Here is a 23249-nt window from a genome sequence, read left to right as displayed (position 1 = left end):
CTTTACTTGATATTATCGACCCAGTTGAACAGACGATGCCAACGAATGCCACCGAAGCCCTTACGATCTGGATCGCTAGACCACCATATAAAGATAGGCTTACCCACGATATGATCTTCTGGAACAAAGCCCCAGTAACGACTGTCGGCAGAGTTATGACGGTTGTCACCCATCATCCAGTAGTAGTCCATCTTGAATGTGTAACGCGTTGCAGGGCGTCCGTTGATATAGATCTTGCCGTTCTTTACCTGCAAATCGTTCTTCTCGTAAACCTTAATACAGCGTTCGTAAACAGGGAGGTTATTGAGGGTGAGGGTGATAGACTTACCCTTTGCAGGAATCCAGATAGGCCCGTAATTATCACGAGTCCAGCCTGTGAAAGCATTCAATGGATAGTAAGGACCTGAGTAGATGTCCTTATCTGTGACAGGACGAATAGCCTTGATGAGCCCCAAACGCCTCATTTCTGCAGCGGCTCTCTTGGTTAATGGCATGTAACCATCATACTCTAAGGCAGCGTTGTTAAGTACTATTCCTCTGCTAATATCGCTTCCGTGCAGGTTTGTTAGACACTGAACATCCTCATTACTAATCTCTAATTCCTTGCGAAGATCATCATATTGAGCACCGAGGAGGTCGGCTGTTGTGATGTTATTGAGCTTTACAAAATAGGTATATTGTACCTTTTCAGGTTCCTTGTTAGGCTTGCCATCAAGATAGATAATCTTATTCTTGATTTGAAGAGTTTGTCCTGGAAGACCCACACAACGCTTCACAAAGTTCTCACGGCGGTCAGTTGGACGCCAATCCAACGTGCCATAAGTACCCACATTATTAATAACGTAGTTCCGACCAACAGTGTAAGCATTATCATAAAAGGCACGTTGTTGAGCTATACTCATCTGATTCAACTTGATGTTCGGATGCTGTTGTGCCAACGTATTCTCGCCTAATGTGTAGACAGTTTGATAATAGTCTTGACCTTGATAGTTCGGTTCGCTCATAATCGTGTCACCTGCTGGATAATTAAAGACAACGATGTCGTTCAATTCAACCTTGCCCAATCCCTTTACACGGCGATAGTCCCACTGCGGCCAAGAAATGTAACTCTTCGTATTGATAATAGGGAGAGTATGCTGTGTCAAAGGCATTGTCAGCGGTGTTTCCGGTATACGAGGACCATAGCTGACCTTCGATACAAAGAGGTAATCACCAGTAAGTAGTGACTTCTCAAGAGACGATGATGGGATCACATAGTTTTGAAAGAAAAAGAGGTTAATGAAGTACACTGCGACCAAAGCAAACACTAGTGCGTCCACCCAACCCATAATGAATCGGACTGGACCTTCAGCCTCCTTCCACCACTGCCAACGTATCTTCTTGGTGATATAATAGTCGTAGATGAATGGCACAACGACTAATCCCCACCAGCTTCCAACCCATAGTAGGAATAGAAGATATAGAACAGTAACACTAATAAACTTCGCCCATTGCTTCTTAGGATCTAGGGCTGCTTTTTCCTTATCTATCATATCTTGAAATACAGTTAGAACTTAAATAAGTCGCTTGTAGTCAATAGACCGGTATGGTCTTTGGTGTATTCTGCTGCTAAGACAGCACCCAATGCAAATCCTTTTCGACTATGAGCATCATGTGTAATGGTTATCTTGTCGGCATCAGAGTCATAACTAATACTATGAATACCAGGCACTTCGTCGCGTCGAATAGATGCAATAGGCAGTTCGTTAGGAGCTACTTCGTTCGTACCAGACTCTGTACCATCTGCATTGTGCTGAAAGCCCTTCACCCACTTATCCTTTCGATCGATACAGTCGATGATGTCCTCTGCCAATGTGATAGCAGTACCTGATGGAGCATCGAGCTTATGCACATGGTGCACCTCTTCCATTGCTACATTGTACTGTGGGAAACCGTTCATGATCTTTGCTAAATAGCGGTTGACGGCAGAGAAAATGGCTACTCCTATGGAGAAGTTGCTCGCCCAGAACAATGTCTGACCACCCTCTGTACAAAGTCGTTCTACGTCCTCCTTGTGGTCATTCATCCAACCAGTTGAACCGCTCACTACCTTGACATTGTGTGCGAAAGCACGCTTATAATTGCCGAAAGCTGCCGTAGGGTTGGTGAACTCAATAGCTACATCTGCAGACGAGAAAGCCGGTGAATCGAAGTCATCGGGATTGTTTACATCTATAATACTAACGATTTCGTGACCACGTTCGAGGGCTATTTGTTCTATCATGTGCCCCATCTTACCGTAGCCAATCAGTGCTATCTTCATAATTAATACGTATTAAAAACAATGCAAAGGTAGCTGATTTGCGACATAAAACAAAATTACTTCACTTATTTTAAGTAAGGTGTAAGCAAGCAAAAGATAAAAAATAAGTATGCAAGAAGGGCTTTATAATCAAAAAATTCGTATATTTGTCTTCTGTTAATAAGCCACGAATCTATGATGGAACAGCTCATCCACTATGTATGGAAGCATAAGTTATTTCCTTTAAAGGGACTTCAGACTACCGATGGTCAGACCGTTGAGGTCATCGACCCAGGACTTCCTAACCGAAACGCAGGCCCCGACTTCTTCAATGCAAAGGTGAAGATTGGTGGGACGTTATGGGTGGGTAATGTGGAGATACACCTCCGTTCGTCTGATTGGTACCTGCATCACCATGACAGAGACCCACATTATGATAATGTAATACTACATGTTGCAGAGTCAATCGACCTTGCCGTCAAGACCAGCCGAGGTGATTATCCACCGCAAATGAGACTCGCTATCCCAGAAACTGTGCGTGACCATTATCAAGAACTACTATCAACCGATGACTACCCAGCCTGTTACAGGATTATACCCAACCTCTCCAAGCTCATGATTCATGCGTGGATGAATGCCTTACAAGCCGAACGCTTAGAGCAGAAAGCACATGCCATTACAGAGAGGCTACAGTCATGTAATGGTTCATGGGAGCTTGCTTACTTCGTAACCTTAGCCCGCAACTATGGCTTCGGCATAAATGGTGACGCCTTCGAAACGTGGGCAAAGGCTCTACCCTTGCATGACGTCGGTCACCATAGGGATGACTTAATGCAAGTGGAAGCTTTCTTCTTGGGGCAAGCAGGGCTACTCGAGCAGAACTCGATACCTAAGCGTTATCAGCAGGAGGCACTCAATGATGCTTATTATCAGCGCCTGAAGACGGAGTATCAATATCTATCTCATAAGTTCCAGTTGCACCCAATGGATGCAAACCTGTGGCGATTCCTACGATTAAGACCGCAGAATTTCCCCCACATACGCATCTCTCAGTTAGCAAACCTCTATTATGAGCAGCGTTCAGGACTATCTTGTCTATTAGAGTGTGAAACTATCAAGCAGGCACGCGAGCTTCTTTCGACGCAGGTAACAGCCTATTGGGAGACGCATTACATGTTTGGTATTGAGAGTAAAAGGAGTGAGAAACGACTGACAAAAGCCTCGTTAGACTTACAAATTATCAACACGGTCGTCCCCATTCTATTTGCTTATGGTAAGCACAAAAGCAATGAGAAACTTTGTGAACGTGCCTTCGACTTCCTTGAAGCACTAAAGGCTGAACACAACCACATTGTCCAGATGTGGGAAAAAGTGGGGCTATCGGTGGAGACGGCGGGCGACTCTCAAGCACTCATACAGCTCAAGAAAGAGTATTGCGACCCCAAGGACTGCCTCAGATGCAGGATAGGTTACGAGTATCTAAAGGCTCAATCCGTATCCACCCCAACAATGGGTGAGATGGAGAAGGGCGATATTTCAAACAATAGAAACTAATTAATTATCAAACTATAAAGCCTCATCAGATACATAGAGAATTGTTGTAAACGGCTTACAACTGCTGCTTTTACAGATGAGCTAACACACTTTTACAAACATGAAGACTAATTACATCTTTGAAACAAGGATGGAGGTTCGTGATTACGAATGCGACATTCAAGGGATAGTTAATAATGCCAATTACTTGCATTATACCGAACATACACGTCATAGATTCCTCCGTTCGCTAGGTGTGAGCTTCTCTGCTCTACACGAGAAAGGCGTTGATGCGGTCGTTGCAAGAATGCAACTGACATACAAAGTACCACTGACTTGTGATGACGAAATCATCTCTCGCATGGGACTCAAGAAGCAGGGGCTACGCTGGGTGTTCTCTCATGACCTCTTCCGAGCTAGTGATGAGCGCCTGTGTTTCCATGCAGATGTTGACCTGGTAGTGCTTATCAATGGGCGATTGGGCTCTAGTCCTGACTATGACGAGGCTTTCGCCAAGGTCTTAGAAACGGATGCGTAGTTTCAACATCCAACTCTTATCTCTGACAAAAGAGGGATAAGAGTTGCACAATAAACCTCTAATTCGATAAGAAAACCTAACCATTATGGAAGCACTCAACGCCATTCTGCTAACTCGCCTAACCCGTTTTCACCTCCGTGAGATAGCCGAATTGTATCGCAGAGCAGGCTCTGCAACAGCAGTAATAGAGCATAAAAACGATATTCGAGAGATTCTCCCTGATGCGTCCCAACATCTTATAACTGCACTCAAGGACGTGGATCGTCTTCGTGCAAGGGCTGAACAGGAATTGGATTATTGTCAGCAACATAACATCCGAACGCTTTGCATGAATGATGAAGACTATCCACAACGAATGAAGGAATGTGTGGATACCCCTCTTCTACTCTACTTTCAAGGTAATACAAACCTCAACGCACGCCATACCATCAACCTCGTTGGGACGCGCCATTGCTCCCCTTATGGGCAAGACATCATCCGCTTATTTATGAAGGAATTGAAGGCTCTGTGCCCAGATGTGCTTATCTTTAGTGGACTAGCATACGGGGTGGATATCCATTCACACCGAGCTGCACTGGAGAATGGCTTTGATACGGTAGGAGTATTAGCTCACGGGCTGGACGACCTTTACCCTCGTGGACATCAAGAGACTGCCCTCAAAATGATAAAACAGGGTGGTTTGCTCACGGAATACATGACACATACACAGCCCGTAGCCCGTAACTTCGTGCAACGCAACCGCATTGTGGCTGGTTGCTCGGACGCAACTATCCTCATAGAATCGGCTGCTAAGGGTGGAGGACTTATCACTTGTGGGATTGCCCGCAGCTATGGTCGTGAGGTATTTGCCGTTCCTGGAGCTATTGGAGCTACTTATAGCGAAGGCTGCAACAATCTTATTCGAGATAACGGGGCAGCCCTCATCACTTCAGCAACCGATTTTGTGAAGGCGATGGGATGGGATGAAGAGCAGAAACTATTGCTTGTACAACAGCAAGGAATCGAACGGGAACTTTTCCCTGATTTGTCGCCAGAGGAGGAGCGGATCGTTCGTACCTTACAAAGTAACAATGACTTACAGATAAATATGCTATCCGTAAAAACAGACATTGCCATCTCTCGCCTCACAGGTATTCTATTCACTTTAGAGATGAAAGGTCTCATCCGCGCCATGGCTGGTGGTTGTTATCACTTCATGGGGTAGTAGGGTAAGATGGAAAGAAAGCCCTTCTGTAATTCAAAATTATGGTTAGATAAAGTTGACGAGTACACGAGTTAACAGGTTAACAAGTTATTAGTTCTATTCAATGTAGTACCAAAAGTAGGGACAGACGCCCTCGTCTGTCCGCCCATAGTACCCTATTCTTTGCTAAGTAAATTGTTGAGCTTGCGGACAGACGAGGGCGTCTGTCCCTACTATGAAGCATTCATTTCAATCAACGAGGGTACTTCTTCTAATTCAAAATTTATAATTCATAATTCAAGATTATGATTACTTCTGTTGCTGAAAAGCGTCAATAAGTTTTTTGCTAAGGTATTTTTAACACAGAATACACGGATGGCACGAAGCCTGAAGGCAACACAGAGTTCCTAAAGGAACATGGGAATCCACGGAAGCTGACGCCCATGTACAATTCAAAGTTCAAAGTTCATAATTCAAAATTGTGGTTAGTACTATTTGAAGGGGGCGCTTCTTCAATGTGAAGAGACGCCTTCTTCATAGCAAGGAAACGCCCTCTTCAAAGCTAAGAGGGCGTCTCCTTGTTTTTACCCAGACTATTCCAGCTGACGAGACACAGCCTCGTTACACACCAATCCTACCTCTCCAGCCTTGCGAACTAGGCTTCCGTTAGGCGCTCCTTCTCTTTCGGACAAGTTGTGTGGGGATCCTTTTGTAATCTTCAAATAACTTGTTAACCTGTTAACTCGTGTACTCGTCAACTTGAAGTAACCACAATTTTGAATTAAAAGAAGTACCCTCGTTGATTGAAATGAATGCTTCACAGTAGGGACAGACGCCCTCGTCTGTCCGCAAGCTCAACAATTTACTTAGCAAAGAATAGGGTACTATGGGCGGACAGACGAGGGCGTCTGTCCCTACTTTTGGTACTACATTCAATATAACTAATAACTTGTTAACCTGTTAACTCGTGTACTCGTCAACTTGAAGTAATCACAATTTTGCATTTTGAATTATGAATTTTGAATTACAGGTGGGCGTCAGCTTCCGTGGATTCCCATGTTCCTTTAGGAACTCTGTGTTGCCTTCAGGCTTCGTGCCATCCGTGTATTCTGTGTTAAAAATGCCCCAGCAAAGAACTTATTGATGCTTTTCAACAATAGAACTAATCACTCGTCAACTTGTCAACTTGTCACCCCGTCAACTCTACCTAACCATAATTTTGAATTATGAACTTTGCATTTTGAATTAAAGAAGGCTACAGCATCAACTCCTTCACCACCCTCTCTTGTTCCCGATAGTAGGCTTTCTGATCCGCATCAGAGACGGGATTCACCTCCGAAAGACTAGCTGCTAAGTTCTGCATAGCCCATGTGATGGTGAAACCAGCCTGTCGCCTCGCCTCAAGACACTTGTCTAGTTCGTAACGCGCACGGGCTTTGTCTTGTCTAAACAACAATTCGGCAAGCGTGAAACGCATGCGTTGTCGGAACTTCTCATCCCTCTGCAACGTGATAGCCTTGCATAATAAGGCTATCTTATAACGCTCATCATCAATGAGGGTAGCCAACTCTTGGAATAGAGTTGACTTCTTCGATCTACTTATCAAATGCCGATAAATATTGATGGCTTTGTCCTTCTTGCCCATAATCTGGTAGATGATGGCCTTATAACGTTGGTTATCTCGGTTATAAGGACTATGTTTCAACGCTTCAGCAAGGATGGGGGCAGCCCGTAAAGCCATATCGACAGTAGGATTAGCAGCTACTTCCTTGAACACTTTCCCTACAATTCTCATTCCTGTGGAGGGCGTCACAAAGCCTTCATGCTGCGTCCCCTTCCAGTCGTCCTCAGTAAGTCGTGTGATGTCCCAATGCGTTATGAAGTCGAGCATTGAGAAGCTATTGTTATGTTCGAAGACCTGAATAGCAGCCCTCATCATCGCACTTTGCCCCTTTAAATCCGTGTCTTTCATTGTGGGATAAAGCCTCATTAGACTCTTAAAGATCTTATATGCCTCCTCTAAACGGCGTTGTTGATACCGTAAACGCATCATATCCACACCCACCCAGAACATGGCTATCGTTGTATAATGCCCCTTGTGAGCAGCATACAAAGGTAAGATTGCAGCGTAAGCATCCTCTGTTCGCCCCTGTCGTCGTAGTTCGAATACATCCTTCACATCCATAGTAATAGTAATAGATAGTTGTTGTTGCAAATATAAACAATAATCTTGAAAAATGCAGAAGATGGTGAACTAAATCGCAAGGAACGATATTTTCTGAATGAATTGCAGTACCTTTGCCTTAGAAACAAACAACAGAAAGAACATGAAATATCTATTTGTATCAGACATCCACGGCTGTTTGCCGACCATAGAGAAGGTGTTGCAATTCTATGATCGGGGGCATTATGACATGTTATGTATCCTTGGTGACATCCTAAACTATGGTCCGCGCAACTCTATTCCAGCGGGTATTGATGCCAAAGGAATCGTTGAAGTATTGAACAAAAGGGCGCAAGATATAATCGCTGTAAGGGGTAACTGCGATGCAGAAGTTGACCAAATGCTCCTGAAGTTCCCCTTGATGGCAGACTATATCATGCTCGTTGATGAAGGAAAACGACTCTTCCTCACCCACGGACACATATATAATAAGGAGAAGATGCCCATAGGTAACATTGATGCCATTGTATATGGACACACACATCTATGGGAGTTAACACATCAAGAGGATGCTTTGGTCTGCAACTTGGGATCGATCACCTTCCCTAAAGGAGGCAATGTTCCAACGTTTATGACATACGAGCATGGTGTCTTCACAGCCTATAACTTGGATGGAGAAGTCTTAAAGCAAGAACACATATAAGCCGTATCTGGCGAAAAAGAAAGGGATTGAACGTATAAAGCTAACGTTTAATCCCTTTTAAGTTTATCTTTATCAGCAATAAAGCTAACCTATTCTCTCAATCGCTCTCGACAGTCTTCAAGAATTGACATAAGCTCGTCTACCTTCGTAGCACGTAGCATGGAGATACGCATCTGTTTGAAGTCTGGAATGCCTTTAAATATCGGTGAAGCCGCAAGGTGGCGTCTTGTATGCAAGATACCACGGTATTCATCAATGCGTTCAACGTTGATCTTGAGCATTTCCTCTAGTACATCTATCTTCTCATCGAGGCTTATCTCTTCTGCTCGTGGGCTGAAGATCCATGGACAACCGAATGTTGCTCGACCAATCATAACGGCATCTACGCCGTAAGTATCGAACTTCTCACTTGCTTCTAAGCGATTCGTCACATCCCCGTTACCAATGATTGGAATCTTAATACGTGGGTTCTTCGTCACTTCTCCTATGAGTGTCCAGTCCGCCTGACCTGTGTACATCTGCGAACGAGTGCGCCCGTGAATCGTTAATGCTTGTATGCCGCAATCTTGCAGTTGCTCTGCTAGGTCGGTAATGATGAGGTGTTCGGTGTCCCAACCTAGTCTTGTCTTCACCGTAACAGGTACATTTACAGCCTTAACAACCTCTCTTGTGATCTCTAAAAGCAGTGGGATATTCTTCAACATACCCGATCCTGCCCCCTTGTTAGCCACCTTCTTCACCGGACAACCAAAGTTGATATCTATCACGTCAGGCTTTACTTGCTCCACAATCTTGGCTGCTTCAACCATAGAAGCTACATCCCTACCATAGATCTGTATGCCTACAGGACGCTCACTATCGTCTATCACCATCTTAGAAAGCGTCGACTTGATACTCCTAATGATTGCATCTGCCGACACAAACTCGGTATATACCATTGCAGCCCCATATCTCTTACACATCTTCCGGAAGCCTATGTCAGTCACATCTTCCATGGGTGCAAGGAACAAAGGACGCTCTCCTAAATCAATCGAACCTATCTTCATGCCTGCAAAGGTAACAAAAAAGCGAAAGAGAAAACGCCTAATTTAATAAAAAGAGGTAGCATCTTTGCAACTAGGTTGCGAAAGTTTATGCTTAACTTTGCGGCAGAATATTAATCATGTAACAGACTTTTAGCTATGAATAAGAAGTTATTACGCATCATTCTCACCGCTATCCTGCTTGCAGGAGCATGGCTGGTGGAGCATTATGCAGGACTTGCTATGTGGCAGGTACTGCTTGTTTATCTCATTCCTTACCTCCTCATTGGTTACGATGTATTGTCAGAAGCAGTGGAAGGAATCATGGATTTGGATCCATTTGACGAAGACTTCCTGATGGCATTAGCAACGATAGGAGCCTTACTCATTGGTTTCTTGCCTGGAGCAGAGCCTCAATTCGTTGAAGCAGTGTTTGTGATGCTGTTCTTCCAGTTGGGTGAGTTGTTCGAAGACTACGCCGAGGACAAGGCAAGAGATTCGATAACTGAGTTGATGGACATACGCCCTGACACTGCAAACATCGAACGGAACGGGCGCATTGAGGCGGTTAGTCCTGAAGAGGTAAGCGTTGGTGACACCGTAATAGTTAAGCCGGGAGAGAAGATACCACTTGATGGTACGATCCTTGAAGGCACTTCCAGTCTTAATACTGTAGCCCTTACGGGTGAGAGTCTACCACGAGATGTGCAAGAAGGAGACGCTGTTATCTCTGGATGTGTCAATCTCTCGGGCGTTCTGAAGCTCCGTGTCGACAAGTCCTACAGCCAGTCTACAGCTGCAAAGATTATCCAGTTGGTGGAAGATGCAGGTAATAACAAGTCGAGAAGTGAGTCGTTTATCCGCCGATTTGCACGTGTTTATACGCCAATCGTGGTCATTTCTGCCCTTGCACTGGCACTTATTCCACCTTTCTTCTACGATAGTTATGCCCCAGCCTTTGCTACTTGGCTATACAGGGCATTAACCTTCTTGGTTGTTAGTTGCCCTTGTGCACTGGTGATTTCCATCCCATTAACCTTCTTCGCAGGTATCGGTGGTGCCTCACATAAGGGTATTCTTATCAAAGGAGGCAACTATATGGATGCCTTGGCAAGGCTTCAGACCATCGTATTTGATAAGACAGGAACATTGACATACGGCACTTTTGAGGTGGAGGCAGTGCATCCTGACAACTGTTCGGAACAAGAGTTACTACACCTCGCAGCGCATGTTGAGCGTTATTCAAGCCATCCCATTGCCCTCGCCTTACGACAGGCTTATCCCCATGAGGCTGATAATTGCAGTATAGAAGATGTGCATGAAACGGCTGGACAAGGCGTTTCTGCAACGGTCAATGGGCGAGTTGTCAGCGTTGGTAACGACAAAATGATGAAAACATTAGGGCTTTCAATCCCCGTATGTAGCCGTTGTAAGAATCATGTAGGTACTATCGTGCATGTTGCCATCAATGGTGTTTATGCCGGACACATCCTTATCTCTGATAAACTGAAAGCTGACGCACGTGAGGCAATCAGCTCTTTAAAGACCTTAGGAGTGACCCGCACGGTCATGCTGACAGGTGATAAGGAAGATGCCGCACGCCAAGTAGCTGCAGAAACAGGCGTAACGGATTATCATGCCGAGCTGCTCCCAGCTGATAAGGTAGCACGTGTTGAACAGCTGTTGAGCGATAAGAATGAGAACGGAACACTTGCTTTTGTGGGTGACGGAATCAACGATGCACCTGTATTAGCGCGTGCCGACGTGGGGATAGCGATGGGTGCTCTGGGTAGCGATGCCGCTATTGAAGCCGCAGATGTTATCCTCATGGATGACAAACCATCGAAAATCTCGCTTGCAATCAGGCTCTCCCGTCGCACCATCTTCATAGCGAAAGAGAACGCATGGTTCGCTATTAGCATTAAAGTGGCAGTCTTGCTCCTTGCCACCTGTGGCTTTGCAAGTATGGGATTAGCCGTCTTTGCAGATGTTGGTGTAATGGTTTTGGCTGTTCTCAACGCAATGAGAGCACGATAAAGAACGTACTTTATTGGTCGAAATAACACACGACTCGTTTGTCTGAAGCCAATCGCGACTTGCTGACAAACGAGTCTTTTTATTCGTAAGATAGGATTTATCACATTATCAAAAACGCTTATCTTCACTTTAAATAATGTTAGTATCCTTTGTAATTAACCAAAAATTATCAACAAAGGAAAGCACAAACGGAAACTTTTATATAGCTTTGCAGCAAAGAAAGGAAAGGACTTCTCACAAGTTAACGGACTATTGATGAATTACAGCTATGGATAGGTTATACTCGGCGATACAGGGTTCTCACATGGAAAAGAGCTATGATAACATTCGTATCATGGCTTTATTGCTGTGGTTATTGTCGGTATCTTCCATGGTAGCACATGCCCAGAAGACGTTGGTTTGTGATGCTGCTACACACTTTCCCATACGTGATGTGCTGGTTAAAGTGGATGGTCGTAACCTCGGAATGACCACTTGGCAAGGACTAATCAACCTACCCGATACGTTCCAAACAGCCACTTTTAGTAAGAAAGGATACGTTCCCGAAAAATTGTTTAGAGCCGAAATTCTACGTGATACTGTCTTTCTTTATCCTGCAGAACATTACTTGGATGAGGTTATCGTGACGGGTCGGCAAACTACAGATGGGCGTGCCCTGCTGGAGAAAATGCCGAAACGTGACATCTTAGAAAAGCGTCCGAAGTGTAAGATACGAGAGTTTGATCTAGGTTTAATGCTCGATAGGAGATACCGAAGAGACAAACAGCACGTGGAGCAACTACGTAAGATTTTCAAGAAGATGGATGGAGTTGAAGACCATGAAGACCCTATTTTAAAGGCTTATAGACAAACGCTATTGGATCAGAGGAACGATTCCCTCAAGCAAAGTATGCAACGGAAAGAGGGGAAGAGTGAGCCTTCTAAATAGGAGAAGAGCATGAGCTAAAAGAGAGGAAACACTTAGTTAAGTGCGAGAAGAGCAAGTTTTGTTTGAAAAAATAGCTTATTTTATTTTTGCTTCTAATTTATTATTTCTCTATTTTTAGTCTATTTTTGTATTTACGAAATGCTTTTTTCTGCTTTACATTAAGTTCTTCTCCTTCGTAGAGGGATGTTTCTTGGAGGATAGAAGAGGGTAGGGAGGGCTGTGTAAAGCCTCATTCGGGGTAGCGATAGGTGTGCTTTAATCTTTTGGGGAACGCTTTTCACTTGGCTTGAAAACATATAGTACGAAAGAAGGCTAACGTCTTTGAGATTACTCAAAGAGTTAGCCTTATATGGAAAAAACTTCTTTCTCTTATTTAGTATATAGAACTTGAATGATGGTCTGACCCACTGCCTGCAGTGTATTCTTATCAATGTGTTCCATCGTATCATTGATGGTGTGCCACGTAGGACCAAAGCTGCTCTGTGCGCAATCAGGGTAGTATGGGATAATATCTATCGTTGGTATGCCTGCATTCTGGTTCACTGGGATATGGTCATCAGTAATCATTCCACCCGGAGAATCAGGGAAGTAAGAGCCAAAACCAGCCGACTTTGCTGCTGCCCACACCTTCTCAACAATGTTATTAGCGTATTGCTGTGACATTCCTTCACGATAGAACTGAGCGCCTTCACCGCCTACCATGTCCAAGAGAATGCCATATTCGGGCTTGATAGTGCCTGGGAAGTGTAGAGAATAGTACTGCGCACCGAGTGCCCAGCTGTCTCCTGTGTCCTGATAGTTGGTTTCCCACTGCGGAACTCCCCAATCCTCGGCATCGAAACAAACGAAGTCTACACCTATAGTAAATTTCTTATCCGCCTGTAACTGACGTGCAATCTCAAGCATAACAGCAACTCCACTAGCGCCATCGTTGGCTGCCATGACTGGTTTACGGTGGTTGGTAGAGTCTGGATCATTGTCTGCCCAAGGTCTACTATCCCAGTGTGCGCAGAGAAGAACACGTTTCTTTGCCTGTGGGTTGAGCCTGGCAATGATGTTAGTAGACTTTAGAACTGTTCCGTCATAGCCCTTTAAGTCTGCCTTTTGTTCCTCTACTTCACATCCAAAACGCTTGAATTGCTCCACAATCCACTTGCCGCATTGCTCATGGGCAGTAGAGTTCATGGTGCGAGGACCGAACTCGCATTGCGCAGCAGTGTATGCGTAAGCAGAGTCGGAATTGAACTTTGGACCAATAGGATGCGCTGTTGTAGCAGTATCAGCATCCGATGTTGCATTGTTATTACTTGCTTTTCCTTTGCATCCATAGGCTACGCTCGTCAATGAGAGTACTATGATGCACCCTAAAAGAATCCTTATTTTTGTTTTCATCATTGTTTATTGTAATCAAAAACACTATCTTACACTCTGCACACGAGCCATGACACGCAGCCAGTTACCACCCCATATCTTCTCAATATCACGTTCGCTATACTTTCGACGCAATAGTTGTAAGGTGAAGTTAATCATCTCGCTGGCATCAGCTAAGCCCCTTATCGTACCATCACCATCGAAGTCGGTGCCTATTCCTACATGGTCGATTCCCATGATATCTATGGCATGTTCGAGGTGAGCAATAGCGTCCATGATGGTTGCCTCACCGTCCTTCTTGAGGAATCCATGATACATAGTTATATGTGCAACACCGCCCTTCTTTGCCAGAGCACGCATCTGATCGTCAGTGAGGTTACGGGGAACGTCGCATAGAGCTTTACTATTGGAATGACTGCAAACTATCGGTTGGGAACTGATGTCAAGAGCGTCATAAAAGCTCTTCTCACCCCCATGACTCAAGTCGACCATGATACCATTTCGATTCATCTCTCTTATGACTTCCTCACCAAACTTACTAACTCCTCCATGTGTGTTACAGCCTCGTGCCGAGTCACAAATGTCGTTATCTCCGTTGTGACAAAGCGTGATGTAAACCACACCTCGTTGTGCGAAGTGCTTGATGTTCTCGATCTTATGCTCCAAAGCTAAGCCGTTCTCTATGGCAAACATAATACTCTTGCGCCCCTTGCGCTTGTCTTCGTAGAGGTCGGAAGGAGTGCGAGCTATACTGATGTAACGCTGGTTCTGCTTCACAATCTCCTCTATCTTGTCGAAGATGAGATCGGCATATACCGCAGGAGAAAGATGGTCGAGAGCCTTAGAGAGAGTAGGGTTGTAATGCTTCAATCCAGCGACATCAATCTTAGAAGAGAAGCTCTCTCCAATCTTTGGTTGTGGAAGATAAGCAGCCATCGTTACGGCATCTTGATGTCCTTCCGTCATCTTATGAAGATCGTAGAGAATACGTGGGTCGCGTTGGTCAAAGCGCACTCCTTGAGGGAAGAACATCGGTGTATCGCAGTGCGTATCGAGGGTTAGTACACGCTTATGAAGCTGCTTGGCGATATAGAAGTTGTTAGCTTGTGTGACCAACCAAAGGAACAGTTTGCCTCCATCCTCACCCAAACACTCAGGGTGCCACTGCACTCCCATGATGGGTTTAAACTCTGTGCTCTCCATTGCCTCGATAACTCCATCAGGTGCAACAGCCGTTACCCGAAAGCGTTTACCGGGTGTTTTGACAGCTTGATGATGGAAGGAATTGACGTAGATGCGCTCTTCCTTGTAGAGAGCATAGAGTATTGATGACTTGTTAAGCGTAACGCTATGCGTCCTCTCACTGCGTTCTGCGTCTTGAGAATGCTTGATGGTTGCAGCATGGAAGGTTGTGATTGTCTTATCCTTAGCTAATTTCTTCTCAACAGTAGCATCTGTTCTGATATAATCCTCATAGATATCCTGTTGTACAGAACCACCCAAGGCAGCAGCAAGCGTTTGTATTCCTCGACAGATACCCAGCATAGGTATCTGGCGATTGAAGGCTAATCTGGTAAGCATGAGTTCGGCTTGATCACGCTCAGCGTTGATACCATGGAGATGAGTAGAGGGTTCTTTGCCTACCCAAAGTGGGTTAATATCAGCACCACCAGTCAATAGTAGTCCATCAAGATGGTTTAGTGTATTGACAAGAACATCCTTATCAGCAACTGGCGGGATGAGTATTGGAATGCCACCAGCGGTTACTACTTGTTTATAATAGACGTCTCTTAATGTGGCATCACGCTCTGTAAAGTTGGTCGTGATACCTATTATCGGCAGACGCTTTGCCTCGGGGTAAGTCGCATACACCTTGTTAAGATGCGACTGAAAGTCGTATTTCATCTTTCCGCTCTATGTTCTATAATTCGTTATATCGTTGTTATCAAGTCTAAAGCAGGCTTATAGTTCTTCTGTTATTGGTATTTCACGCTTGATACTCTGCTCTAATGAGATGAGAGTCTCCGTTGAAACAACCCCTGGAATGCCCTGTAATTGGTTGTTAAGGAGGTCCATCAATTGCTCATTATCACGTGCATATAGCTTTAAAAGGATGGTATATGGACCAGTTGTGAAGTGACATTCCACCACCTCGGGGATGGCACTAAGACGCTCAACTACCTTTTTATACATAGAACCACGTTCTAAGTTGAGCCCGATGTAAGTACAAGTTGTATAGCCCAAGCTCTTTGGGTTGACATCAAAACCACTCCCCGTGATAGCTCCATTCTCGATGAGGTGTTGTACACGTTGATGTATTGCAGCACGCGAAACACCGCATTGTGCGGCTACATCTTTGAATGGCATACGTGCATTCTGCGATAGAATGCTTAAGATCTTCTTGTCTAATCGATCTACTTTCTCCATCTCCTTTGATTGATATAATTGATTTGTAACGTAATTAAAGATGCTTAATTGATATGAGCAAAAGTAGATAATAATTATTGAACAAGCAACAAAATGATAAACAAAATGCACCTCTTGGGTGCATTTTGTTTATATAGAAGCTAATAGTAAAGTGTTTCTTCAACTTTTAGCTTACGTTTGTTTAATTCAATAAAAGCAATCAGTCTATTTATTTGCCTGCTTTTGTTGTATTCTTCTTAGCTGGCTTTACAGTCTTCTTAGCTACTATCTCCTTAGAAGGGGTTACTGTTGAAGGTTTTACCTCATGCACTCCATCAATGTCTTTAAGCTCCAATGTGAAGATAAGAGTTGAATAAGGAGCGATGTCGCGACCTGCTCCACGCTCGCCATAAGCCAAGTTGTAAGGGATAAAGATTTCCCACTTAGAACCTACGGGCATAAGTTGTAAAGCCTCAGTCCAGCCCTTGATGAGTCCACCAACGTTGAAGGTGTCGAACTCAGTGCCGTGTTTTGCAGTTGAATCGAATACCTTTCCGTCGATAGTCTTGCCTTCATAGATTACCTGAACATCGTCAGTAGCCTTTGGAATGGCGCCTGTTCCTTTCTTAATAATGCGATATTGCAAGCCACTGGGGAGTGTTACGACCCCTTCTTTAGCCTTGTTTTCAGCCATGAAAGCCTCGTTCTTTGCCTTATTCTCAGTCTCTCTTTGCTGTCTGATAGCTATCTCTTGTTCCTTAAAGAACTTTGCTGCGGTTGCAGGAGACATCGTTGTTGAGTCCTTGGACATAGCTGCTACGACTCCACGGTATAGTATCTCTGTGTCAATAGGGCTCTTTAACTCTTCGAAGTGACTAACCATATTTGGGAGCAAACGGCTTTCTATCTGGCGACTAACGGCTATTCCTACTCCATAAGCAGCGAAGTTCGCATCCTTGCGTTTGCTGATTCCTTCCTTCAAGCCCCTGATGAAGTCGGGCATTAACTCCTTTGTTATACCGAACTGTTGCTCAAGATAGGCGTCCAAGCCGTTTGACATGGTCATACCTGTTGCGTAACTCAATGAATCGGCAGCACTCTTCAATACGATAGGTGCCGTCTTGCAAGTCTCTGAACACTCTGTTGTAGCTTTGTTCTTCTTATCTTTTTTCTTACTCTGAGCACTTGCTGTGTTTAAAGCTGAGCCTGCCGCAATAAGCAAAGCCAGCATGATTACTTTCTTCATAACCTATATTTATTTAATAAAAGATGTTTCCCTTTCCTATAGAAGATACTTTTTTGGACTCGTGTGTCCAACCGATTATACACGTCTGTATAACTGATTATACACGTCTGTATAATTGATTATACTCGTCTGTATAATTGATTATACCCGTTTGTATAATTCCCTATTCTATAAAAGATGATTGTTTACTTAAAAGGAGATGATTCAAAGAAGGTCAGGCTATGCACCTGACCCTCCTTATTTATTATCTTAAGATGTCTTGGAATTACTTTCCAGGCTTACCGCTAACCTGCTCTGGCATACCAGCAGGCATACCTGGCTGACCTTGTGGAGCCTTCTCAATGCCCAACAACTCAACCGTGAACACAAGTGTTGAGAATGGCTTGATGTCTGGGCTAGGCTGTTGTGCACCATAAGCAGCACTGTAAGGGATTGTAATCTCCCACTTAGAACCAACTGGCATAGTGGTCAATGCGGCTGTAAAACCAGGTATTACACCACTGACAGGCATAGTTGCATCATTGCGTTGATCAAACACTTTGCCCTCGATAGTCTTACCTACGTAGTTGACTTTCACTACATCTGTAGCCTTCGGAGTTGCGCCATTTCCAGCCTTAAGCTCTCGAACCTGTACACCCTGCGCAATGGTCTTTACGCCTGCTTTCTTTGCATTGGCTGCCATGTAAGCATCGCTCTTCTTCTTGTTAGCACCGTATGTTTTCTCTGCGTACTTCTGCTGAATAGCCTTTGAAACGGTCTGCTCTATGTTGCGAGCCTGTTCAACAGTCATCTTCTGATTCTTGCCCTTTGCACTTGCAGCAAAGCCTGCCAAGAAGTTCTTCAGAGAGATAGTCTTGGTTGAATCCTCACCAAAGATCTGGCGGTTAATCTGCTGTTTAATGACCATATTCATCTGCTGTCCGACACCGATACCAGCGTTATAAGCAGCCTTCTTCTTGTCATCTGCACCCTGAACACCATCGTTCATACCCTTGACGAACTCGTCAATATAAGCGGTATCAATCTGCATCTGCTGTAGATACTGTTTAACACTTTGACCCTGATCTACGCCGAATGCGTAGCTTAAAGAGTCTACATCAGACTTCAAATCCTCCTTAGGAGTAGAGTTGCCACAGGCTGTGAAGCCTACAGCTGCCATAGCCATTGCGGCTAAAAGATAAACTTTCTTCATTTATTTTATTGTTTAGTTTTTAGGCATTAATACATGTTCTGTAGGGCTATCATAAGTTATTAAGAGTACTTATAACGCCCTACCAGATATTAATTTATAATACTTTGAGTAATTCAACATCGAATACAAGTGCTGCAAATGGTGGTATCTGTGCACCTGCGCCACGCTCTCCATAAGCGAGATTGTAAGGTATGAAGAAGCGATACTTAGCCCCTTCCGACATCAACTGTACGCCTTCTGTCCATCCAGCAATGACTTGGTTGAGTCCAAAAGTGGCTGGTTCGTTACGTTGATAGGAGCTATCAAAGATCGTCCCATCGATAAGTGTACCCTCATAGTGGCACTTTACCTGATCAGTTGCGCTTGGTTTCTTACCGTTACCCTCCTTTAGTACTTGGTACTGGAGACCTGAAGGCAATACAACCATACCCTCTTTCTTTGCGTTATCAGCCAAGAATGACTCTCCAGCAGCCTTTGCTACCTTCCCAGCCTCAGCCGCCGCAGCACGTTGCTTATCCTCTTGTTCCTTGAAGAAAGTCTGTACCAAGGACTGTGCCTCAGCGTTATTAACCTTCAAAGGAGTACCTGATATTACATCTTTAACAGCCTGTGCGAAGTCGTCGATATCTAATCCCTTCGCTCCCATACCAGCGAGTTGGGAACCGATACCGATGCCCAGTGCATAGCTTAATTTATCCATTTAGTCTTGAAGTTATTTATTATTAGTGTGCAAAGATACTATTTTTTAAGGTATTGAATCACATTAATCGAATTAAAATAACTAAATTTGTGGAATTGAAACAAATGTAAGGGCGTATGAAGAAAATAGTATTCTTAACGGGTGCAGGTATGTCCGTCGAAAGCGGCTTCAAGACTTTTCGAGGTAACGATGGGCTTTGGGAAGATTATCCCGTTGAACAAGTGGCTTCTCACGAAGGCTGGGAAGCGAATCCAACATTGGTTAACAACTTCTATAACAGGCTCCGAAAGAAACTTTACACAGCATTGCCTAATAAGGGGCATCAGCTGATCAAGGAATTAGAAAAGGCTTATGATGTGGTTGTAATCACGCAGAATGTGGATAATCTACACGAGAAGGCGGGGTCGAGGAAGGTAATTCATCTGCATGGAGAACTATCTAAGGTGTGCTCAAGTAACAATCCTTACGACTTGAGATACATAAGAGAGTTGCCCCCAGAAGATTGTGAGGTAGCCCCCGGAACACTGGCTGGTGATGGTTCTCTGGAGCGTCCTTTCATTGTCTTTTTTGGTGAGGCTGTGCCCATGATAGAGCCTGCTATGGAGGAAGCTGCACAAGCAGATGTGTTCGTTATCATCGGTACTTCGCTGAATGTCTACCCTGCGGCAGGGCTCGTGAGATATGTTCGTTCAGGCGTCCCCATCTATCTCATCGACCCTGATAACGCCCCTGCTGGTAGTGCTGGGCACGTAATTCACATTCAAAAAGGGGCTACTGAAGGTATGGAAGAATTAATAAAGTTATTATAAAAGAACACCCACATTCATTGCAGCTACTCGATGAGTTTCGAAGGAGATTTGGCTTGGATGTGAAATAAAAGAGTATGAAAAGACTATTATCATTAGTTATCATTGCGTTGATGGCATTGCCTATTATGGCGCAGAAAAACGTTTATAAGTTCAGTGTAAAGGATGGCAATGAGAAGACCATCAAGTTGAAAGAGTATAAAGGAAAGGTGTTACTCATTGTAAACACAGCCACAAAGTGCGGCTTCACACCGCAATATGAGGCCTTACAAAAGCTCTATGACACTTATAAAGATCGTGGTTTTGTCATCTTAGACTTCCCTTGTAACCAGTTTGGAGCACAAGCACCTGGATCGCTCAAGGACATCCACTCCTTCTGTACGGGTACTTATGGCATCACGTTCCCACAGTTTGCTAAGATTGTAGTAAATGGTAAGAGCGAGTCACCCTTGTACACTTACCTTAAGGCACAACAGCCTTTTAAAGGCTTCGATACGACCACTCAGATTGGTAAATACCTTGATGAAAAGTTCAAGAACACTAATCCTAATTATGCAACAGACCCTAATATTAAGTGGAACTTCACGAAGTTCTTAATTGATAGAGATGGTCATGTCATCGATCGTTTTGAGCCTACTGCGGATATGAAAAACGTTGAGGCTGGTGTTAGAGCAGCTTTGAAGCTGTAGAGAAAGCCCCACCCAGCCTCTCCAAAGGAGAAGGAGTGCCTAACGGAAGTCGGTTAGGATATGTGGAGGGAAGAGATGGATCGTGTGTAGTGAGGCACTACCTCGTAAGCTGCGAACAAGAGGCTACACAGAAAGAGACGCCCCCTTCGATTTGAAGAGGGCGTCTCTTTGCTATGAAGAAGGCGTCTCTTCACATTGAAGAAGCGCCCCCTTCAAATAGTACTAATCATAATTTTGAATTATGAATTTTGCATTTTGAATTAGAAGAAGTACCCTCGTTGATTGAAATGAATGCTTCATAGTAGGGACAGACGCCCTCGTCTGTCCGCAAGCTCAACAATTTACTTAGCAAAGAATAGGGTACTATGGGCGGACAGACGAGGGCGTCTGTCCCTACTTTTGGTACTACATTCAATATAACTAATAACTTGTTAACCTGTTAACTCGTGTACTCGTCAACTTTATCTAACCATAATTCTGAATTATGAACTTTGAACTTTGAATTGTACATGGGCGTCAGCTTCCGTGGATTCCCATGTTCCTTTAGGAACTCTGTGTTGCCTTCAGGCTTCGTGCCATCCGTGTATTCTGTGTTAAAAATAACTTAGCAAAGAACTTATTGATGCTTTTCAACAATAGAACTAATCACTCGTCAACTTGTCAACTTGTCACCCCGTCAACTCTACCTAATCATAATCTTGAATTATGAATTATAAATTTTGAATTAGAAGAAGTACCCTCGTTGATTGAAATGAATGCTTCACAGTAGGGACAGACGCCCTCGTCTGTCCGCAAGCTCAACAATTTATTTAGCAAAGAATAGGGTACTATGGGCGGACAGACGAGGGCGTCTGTCCCTACTTTTGGTACTACATTCAATATAACTAATAACTTGTTAACCTGTTAACTCGTGTACTCGTCAACTTTATCTAATCATAATTTTGAATTATGAATTTTGCATTTTGAATTAAAAGTATAGCCGTTCAATTCTGCTACTGATGGTTACCTGCTTAACATCTATTTATGCTTAAAAGTCTGTAACTATGCTTTATATCATTTTTTTTTGCTAATTTTGCGCACAGAGATACATATTAACTATTTAAATGCGATCGATATCAATGATAGATAAGAACCATACATCCAACCAGTCGTCACAGACAGATGAAGAGCCTTTAAAGGGTAGTTACACAGATTATGAGGTGATTCCTTCACAAGGATATAGCCTTATTGTGAAATGTCACAAGGGTGATCAGACTGTCATCCTCAAGGGTTTAAAGGAGGAGAATAGCAAGCGTATGTTGCTAAGAAATGCCCTGAAGCGCGAGTTTAAACAATGTCACCGATTGAACCATACGGGCATTATACGCTATCAAGGGCTTGTGGAGGTTGAGGGCTATGGGCTTTGTATAGAAGAGGAGTTTGTAGAAGGTCGCACACTACAGGCTTATCTTAAAGAACAACACACGGATGATGAGAAGATCGCGATTGTAAATCAGATAGCAGATGTACTCCGTTATGCTCACAGTCAGGGGGTGATTCATCGCAATCTAAAGCCTTCTAATGTCCTTATCACTGCTCAAGGCGATCATGTGAAGCTGATAGATTTCAATGTATTGTCGCTTGATGACGTTAAAGCAACCGCTGACACGACACGCTTCATGGCACCAGAACTGAAAGACGAAACCATGACTGCCGACGGAACAGCTGATATCTATTCGCTCGGAACGATAATGAAAGCGATGGGGCTAACGCTTGCTTATAGTGAAGTGATCAAGCGTTGTTGTGCCTTCAAGCGCAGTGATCGTTATGCAAACATCGATGAGTTCCTAACCGATCTCAATCATGAAGGGTCGTCATTCACCATGCCTACGATAGGTAAAGGCACCGTTATGGTGGCTGTGATCGCTGTGATTGTGATTGTTCTTGGCGTTCTGACATATAATTATGGTGGTGCTTTGCTCAATCAAGTGGGCAAGATTGATGTCTCATCTGTCTTTAAGTCGGATGAGGAGACAGCTCCCGAAGATAGCGTAAAGGTCACTTCTCCTAACGAGCAGACCAACGATAGCACCCAGAATACGGCTCCAACGACAGGGAAACTCGCTTTCCTCAACACAATGAAGCCTGCTCTCTATCACGATTTGGATAATATCTTCAATAAGAACTCAGCCGATAAAGCCAAGTTATCGAAGGCTATCAAGAGTTATTATCATGGACTTATTCAAGCCAATGACACACTCGACTCCGAGCAAAGGGCTGAACTCGACCGTGTCTTCGGAGACTATGTAAAACAAAAGAAAGCGGCATTGAAATAAGCAATAGATAATATTTCCGCAGTGATACAAGCAATAACAGATCAGGTTCTATGTATTCCTTCAATCAATCATGGTTGTAAGAAAGCATAGAACCTGCCCTTTTTTAATCCTTACCTATTAGTCTGTAAAAGAGAA

Annotated in this window: 19 protein-coding genes; 9 read left to right on the top strand and 10 right to left on the bottom strand. The window is 44.0% G+C overall.

The genetic code is table 11. The features are described from left to right. Positions 1-2: 2 nt before the first annotated feature. Both lepB and dapB read right to left on the bottom strand, forming a co-directional pair. A complete protein-coding gene (lepB, locus tag J5A55_RS08095; RefSeq protein WP_004383029.1) occupies positions 3-1532 on the bottom strand; it encodes a signal peptidase I in 1530 nt (509 codons plus the stop codon). A 14-nt stretch (positions 1533-1546) separates the two neighbouring features. Further along, entirely contained in the window at positions 1547-2302 is a 756-nt protein-coding gene (gene dapB, locus J5A55_RS08090; protein ID WP_004383028.1) for a 4-hydroxy-tetrahydrodipicolinate reductase, read from the bottom strand. 174 nt (positions 2303-2476) lie between these two features. Between dapB and J5A55_RS08085 the strand changes: the two genes are divergently transcribed. The 3 genes from J5A55_RS08085 to dprA all read left to right on the top strand — a co-directional run bounded on the left by J5A55_RS08085 (position 2477) and on the right by dprA (position 5556). Continuing rightward, a complete protein-coding gene (locus tag J5A55_RS08085; RefSeq protein WP_004383026.1) occupies positions 2477-3835 on the top strand; it encodes a DUF2851 family protein in 1359 nt (452 codons plus the stop codon). Between the two features lie 100 nt (positions 3836-3935). Beyond that, on the top strand, positions 3936-4352 hold the full coding sequence (locus J5A55_RS08080) for an acyl-CoA thioesterase (RefSeq protein WP_004383025.1): 417 nt from the start codon (positions 3936-3938) through the stop codon (positions 4350-4352). An 85-nt stretch (positions 4353-4437) separates the two neighbouring features. Then, positions 4438-5556: a DNA-processing protein DprA gene (gene dprA, locus J5A55_RS08075; RefSeq protein WP_004383024.1), complete on the top strand. Its 1119-nt coding sequence runs from the start codon at positions 4438-4440 to the stop codon at positions 5554-5556. Between the two features lie 1234 nt (positions 5557-6790). On the opposite strand, the gene J5A55_RS08070 is transcribed toward dprA, so the two are convergent. After that, positions 6791-7720 carry a tetratricopeptide repeat protein gene (locus J5A55_RS08070; RefSeq protein ID WP_004383021.1) on the bottom strand — a complete coding sequence of 310 codons (930 nt, stop codon included), beginning with the start codon at positions 7718-7720 and terminating at the stop codon, positions 6791-6793. Between the two features lie 142 nt (positions 7721-7862). Between J5A55_RS08070 and yfcE the strand changes: the two genes are divergently transcribed. Next, positions 7863-8402: a phosphodiesterase gene (yfcE, locus tag J5A55_RS08065; protein ID WP_039851201.1), complete on the top strand. Its 540-nt coding sequence runs from the start codon at positions 7863-7865 to the stop codon at positions 8400-8402. Positions 8403-8491: 89 nt separating this feature from the next. Here the strand turns inward: yfcE and dusB are convergent, their stop codons facing one another. Beyond that, the gene (gene dusB / locus J5A55_RS08060) at positions 8492-9448 is read right to left on the bottom strand and encodes a tRNA dihydrouridine synthase DusB (RefSeq protein WP_004383019.1); all 957 of its coding nucleotides are present in this window, start codon (positions 9446-9448) and stop codon (positions 8492-8494) included. 135 nt (positions 9449-9583) lie between these two features. Between dusB and J5A55_RS08055 the strand changes: the two genes are divergently transcribed. After that, positions 9584-11461, top strand: coding sequence for a heavy metal translocating P-type ATPase (locus tag J5A55_RS08055; protein ID WP_211802927.1), 1878 nt, complete (start codon positions 9584-9586; stop codon positions 11459-11461). Positions 11462-11729: 268 nt separating this feature from the next. Next, on the top strand, positions 11730-12389 hold the full coding sequence (locus J5A55_RS08050; protein WP_004383017.1) for a hypothetical protein: 660 nt from the start codon (positions 11730-11732) through the stop codon (positions 12387-12389). A gap of 369 nt (positions 12390-12758) precedes the next feature. Here the strand turns inward: J5A55_RS08050 and J5A55_RS08045 are convergent, their stop codons facing one another. From J5A55_RS08045 to bamJ (J5A55_RS08020), 6 genes are all read right to left on the bottom strand, one after another. Further along, positions 12759-13781 (bottom strand): M28 family peptidase, encoded by a 1023-nt coding sequence (locus tag J5A55_RS08045; protein ID WP_039851291.1) that lies wholly within the window; start codon positions 13779-13781, stop codon positions 12759-12761. A gap of 24 nt (positions 13782-13805) precedes the next feature. Continuing rightward, positions 13806-15665, bottom strand: coding sequence for a gamma-glutamyl-gamma-aminobutyrate hydrolase family protein (locus J5A55_RS08040; RefSeq protein ID WP_004383015.1), 1860 nt, complete (start codon positions 15663-15665; stop codon positions 13806-13808). Positions 15666-15722: 57 nt separating this feature from the next. Next, on the bottom strand, positions 15723-16187 hold the full coding sequence (locus J5A55_RS08035) for an Lrp/AsnC family transcriptional regulator (protein WP_004383014.1): 465 nt from the start codon (positions 16185-16187) through the stop codon (positions 15723-15725). Between the two features lie 208 nt (positions 16188-16395). Next, positions 16396-17412: a BamJ family beta-barrel-assembly machinery protein gene (gene bamJ / locus J5A55_RS08030; protein ID WP_004383013.1), complete on the bottom strand. Its 1017-nt coding sequence runs from the start codon at positions 17410-17412 to the stop codon at positions 16396-16398. A 265-nt stretch (positions 17413-17677) separates the two neighbouring features. After that, positions 17678-18604, bottom strand: coding sequence for a BamJ family beta-barrel-assembly machinery protein (gene bamJ, locus J5A55_RS08025; RefSeq protein ID WP_004383012.1), 927 nt, complete (start codon positions 18602-18604; stop codon positions 17678-17680). Between the two features lie 94 nt (positions 18605-18698). After that, positions 18699-19304 carry a BamJ family beta-barrel-assembly machinery protein gene (bamJ, locus tag J5A55_RS08020; RefSeq protein WP_004383011.1) on the bottom strand — a complete coding sequence of 202 codons (606 nt, stop codon included), beginning with the start codon at positions 19302-19304 and terminating at the stop codon, positions 18699-18701. 116 nt (positions 19305-19420) lie between these two features. Between bamJ (J5A55_RS08020) and J5A55_RS08015 the strand changes: the two genes are divergently transcribed. The 3 genes from J5A55_RS08015 (at position 19421) to J5A55_RS08005 (ending at position 23114) form a co-directional block, all read left to right on the top strand. After that, positions 19421-20113, top strand: a complete 693-nt coding sequence (locus J5A55_RS08015) for an SIR2 family NAD-dependent protein deacylase (RefSeq protein ID WP_004383010.1) — start codon at positions 19421-19423, stop codon at positions 20111-20113. A 74-nt stretch (positions 20114-20187) separates the two neighbouring features. Beyond that, positions 20188-20799: a glutathione peroxidase gene (locus J5A55_RS08010; RefSeq protein ID WP_004383009.1), complete on the top strand. Its 612-nt coding sequence runs from the start codon at positions 20188-20190 to the stop codon at positions 20797-20799. A gap of 1118 nt (positions 20800-21917) precedes the next feature. After that, a complete protein-coding gene (locus J5A55_RS08005; RefSeq protein WP_004383005.1) occupies positions 21918-23114 on the top strand; it encodes a serine/threonine-protein kinase in 1197 nt (398 codons plus the stop codon). Positions 23115-23249 lie beyond the last annotated feature (135 nt).

Source organism: Prevotella veroralis (genome assembly GCF_018127765.1).
Classification (GTDB): Bacteria; Bacteroidota; Bacteroidia; order Bacteroidales; family Bacteroidaceae; genus Prevotella; species Prevotella veroralis.
This window is presented reverse-complemented; position numbering and strand designations above follow the sequence as displayed.

What these genes read in the sequence shown, in the direction of transcription:
- yfcE (WP_039851201.1), top strand. Translation starts at nt 7,863, where the DNA reads ATGAAATATCTATTTGTATCAGACATCCACGGCTGTTTGCCGACCATA.
- bamJ (WP_004383013.1), bottom strand. Translation starts at nt 17,412, where the DNA reads ATGAAGAAAGTAATCATGCTGGCTTTGCTTATTGCGGCAGGCTCAGCT.
- J5A55_RS08085 (WP_004383026.1), top strand. Translation starts at nt 2,477, where the DNA reads ATGATGGAACAGCTCATCCACTATGTATGGAAGCATAAGTTATTTCCT.
- J5A55_RS08070 (WP_004383021.1), bottom strand. Translation starts at nt 7,720, where the DNA reads ATGGATGTGAAGGATGTATTCGAACTACGACGACAGGGGCGAACAGAG.
- bamJ (WP_004383012.1), bottom strand. Translation starts at nt 18,604, where the DNA reads ATGAAGAAAGTTTATCTTTTAGCCGCAATGGCTATGGCAGCTGTAGGC.
- dprA (WP_004383024.1), top strand. Translation starts at nt 4,438, where the DNA reads ATGGAAGCACTCAACGCCATTCTGCTAACTCGCCTAACCCGTTTTCAC.
- J5A55_RS08050 (WP_004383017.1), top strand. Translation starts at nt 11,730, where the DNA reads ATGGATAGGTTATACTCGGCGATACAGGGTTCTCACATGGAAAAGAGC.
- J5A55_RS08080 (WP_004383025.1), top strand. Translation starts at nt 3,936, where the DNA reads ATGAAGACTAATTACATCTTTGAAACAAGGATGGAGGTTCGTGATTAC.
- J5A55_RS08035 (WP_004383014.1), bottom strand. Translation starts at nt 16,187, where the DNA reads ATGGAGAAAGTAGATCGATTAGACAAGAAGATCTTAAGCATTCTATCG.
- J5A55_RS08055 (WP_211802927.1), top strand. Translation starts at nt 9,584, where the DNA reads ATGAATAAGAAGTTATTACGCATCATTCTCACCGCTATCCTGCTTGCA.
- bamJ (WP_004383011.1), bottom strand. Translation starts at nt 19,304, where the DNA reads ATGGATAAATTAAGCTATGCACTGGGCATCGGTATCGGTTCCCAACTC.
- dusB (WP_004383019.1), bottom strand. Translation starts at nt 9,448, where the DNA reads ATGAAGATAGGTTCGATTGATTTAGGAGAGCGTCCTTTGTTCCTTGCA.
- J5A55_RS08045 (WP_039851291.1), bottom strand. Translation starts at nt 13,781, where the DNA reads ATGAAAACAAAAATAAGGATTCTTTTAGGGTGCATCATAGTACTCTCA.
- dapB (WP_004383028.1), bottom strand. Translation starts at nt 2,302, where the DNA reads ATGAAGATAGCACTGATTGGCTACGGTAAGATGGGGCACATGATAGAA.
- J5A55_RS08005 (WP_004383005.1), top strand. Translation starts at nt 21,918, where the DNA reads ATGATAGATAAGAACCATACATCCAACCAGTCGTCACAGACAGATGAA.
- J5A55_RS08010 (WP_004383009.1), top strand. Translation starts at nt 20,188, where the DNA reads ATGAAAAGACTATTATCATTAGTTATCATTGCGTTGATGGCATTGCCT.
- J5A55_RS08040 (WP_004383015.1), bottom strand. Translation starts at nt 15,665, where the DNA reads ATGAAATACGACTTTCAGTCGCATCTTAACAAGGTGTATGCGACTTAC.
- J5A55_RS08015 (WP_004383010.1), top strand. Translation starts at nt 19,421, where the DNA reads ATGAAGAAAATAGTATTCTTAACGGGTGCAGGTATGTCCGTCGAAAGC.
- lepB (WP_004383029.1), bottom strand. Translation starts at nt 1,532, where the DNA reads ATGATAGATAAGGAAAAAGCAGCCCTAGATCCTAAGAAGCAATGGGCG.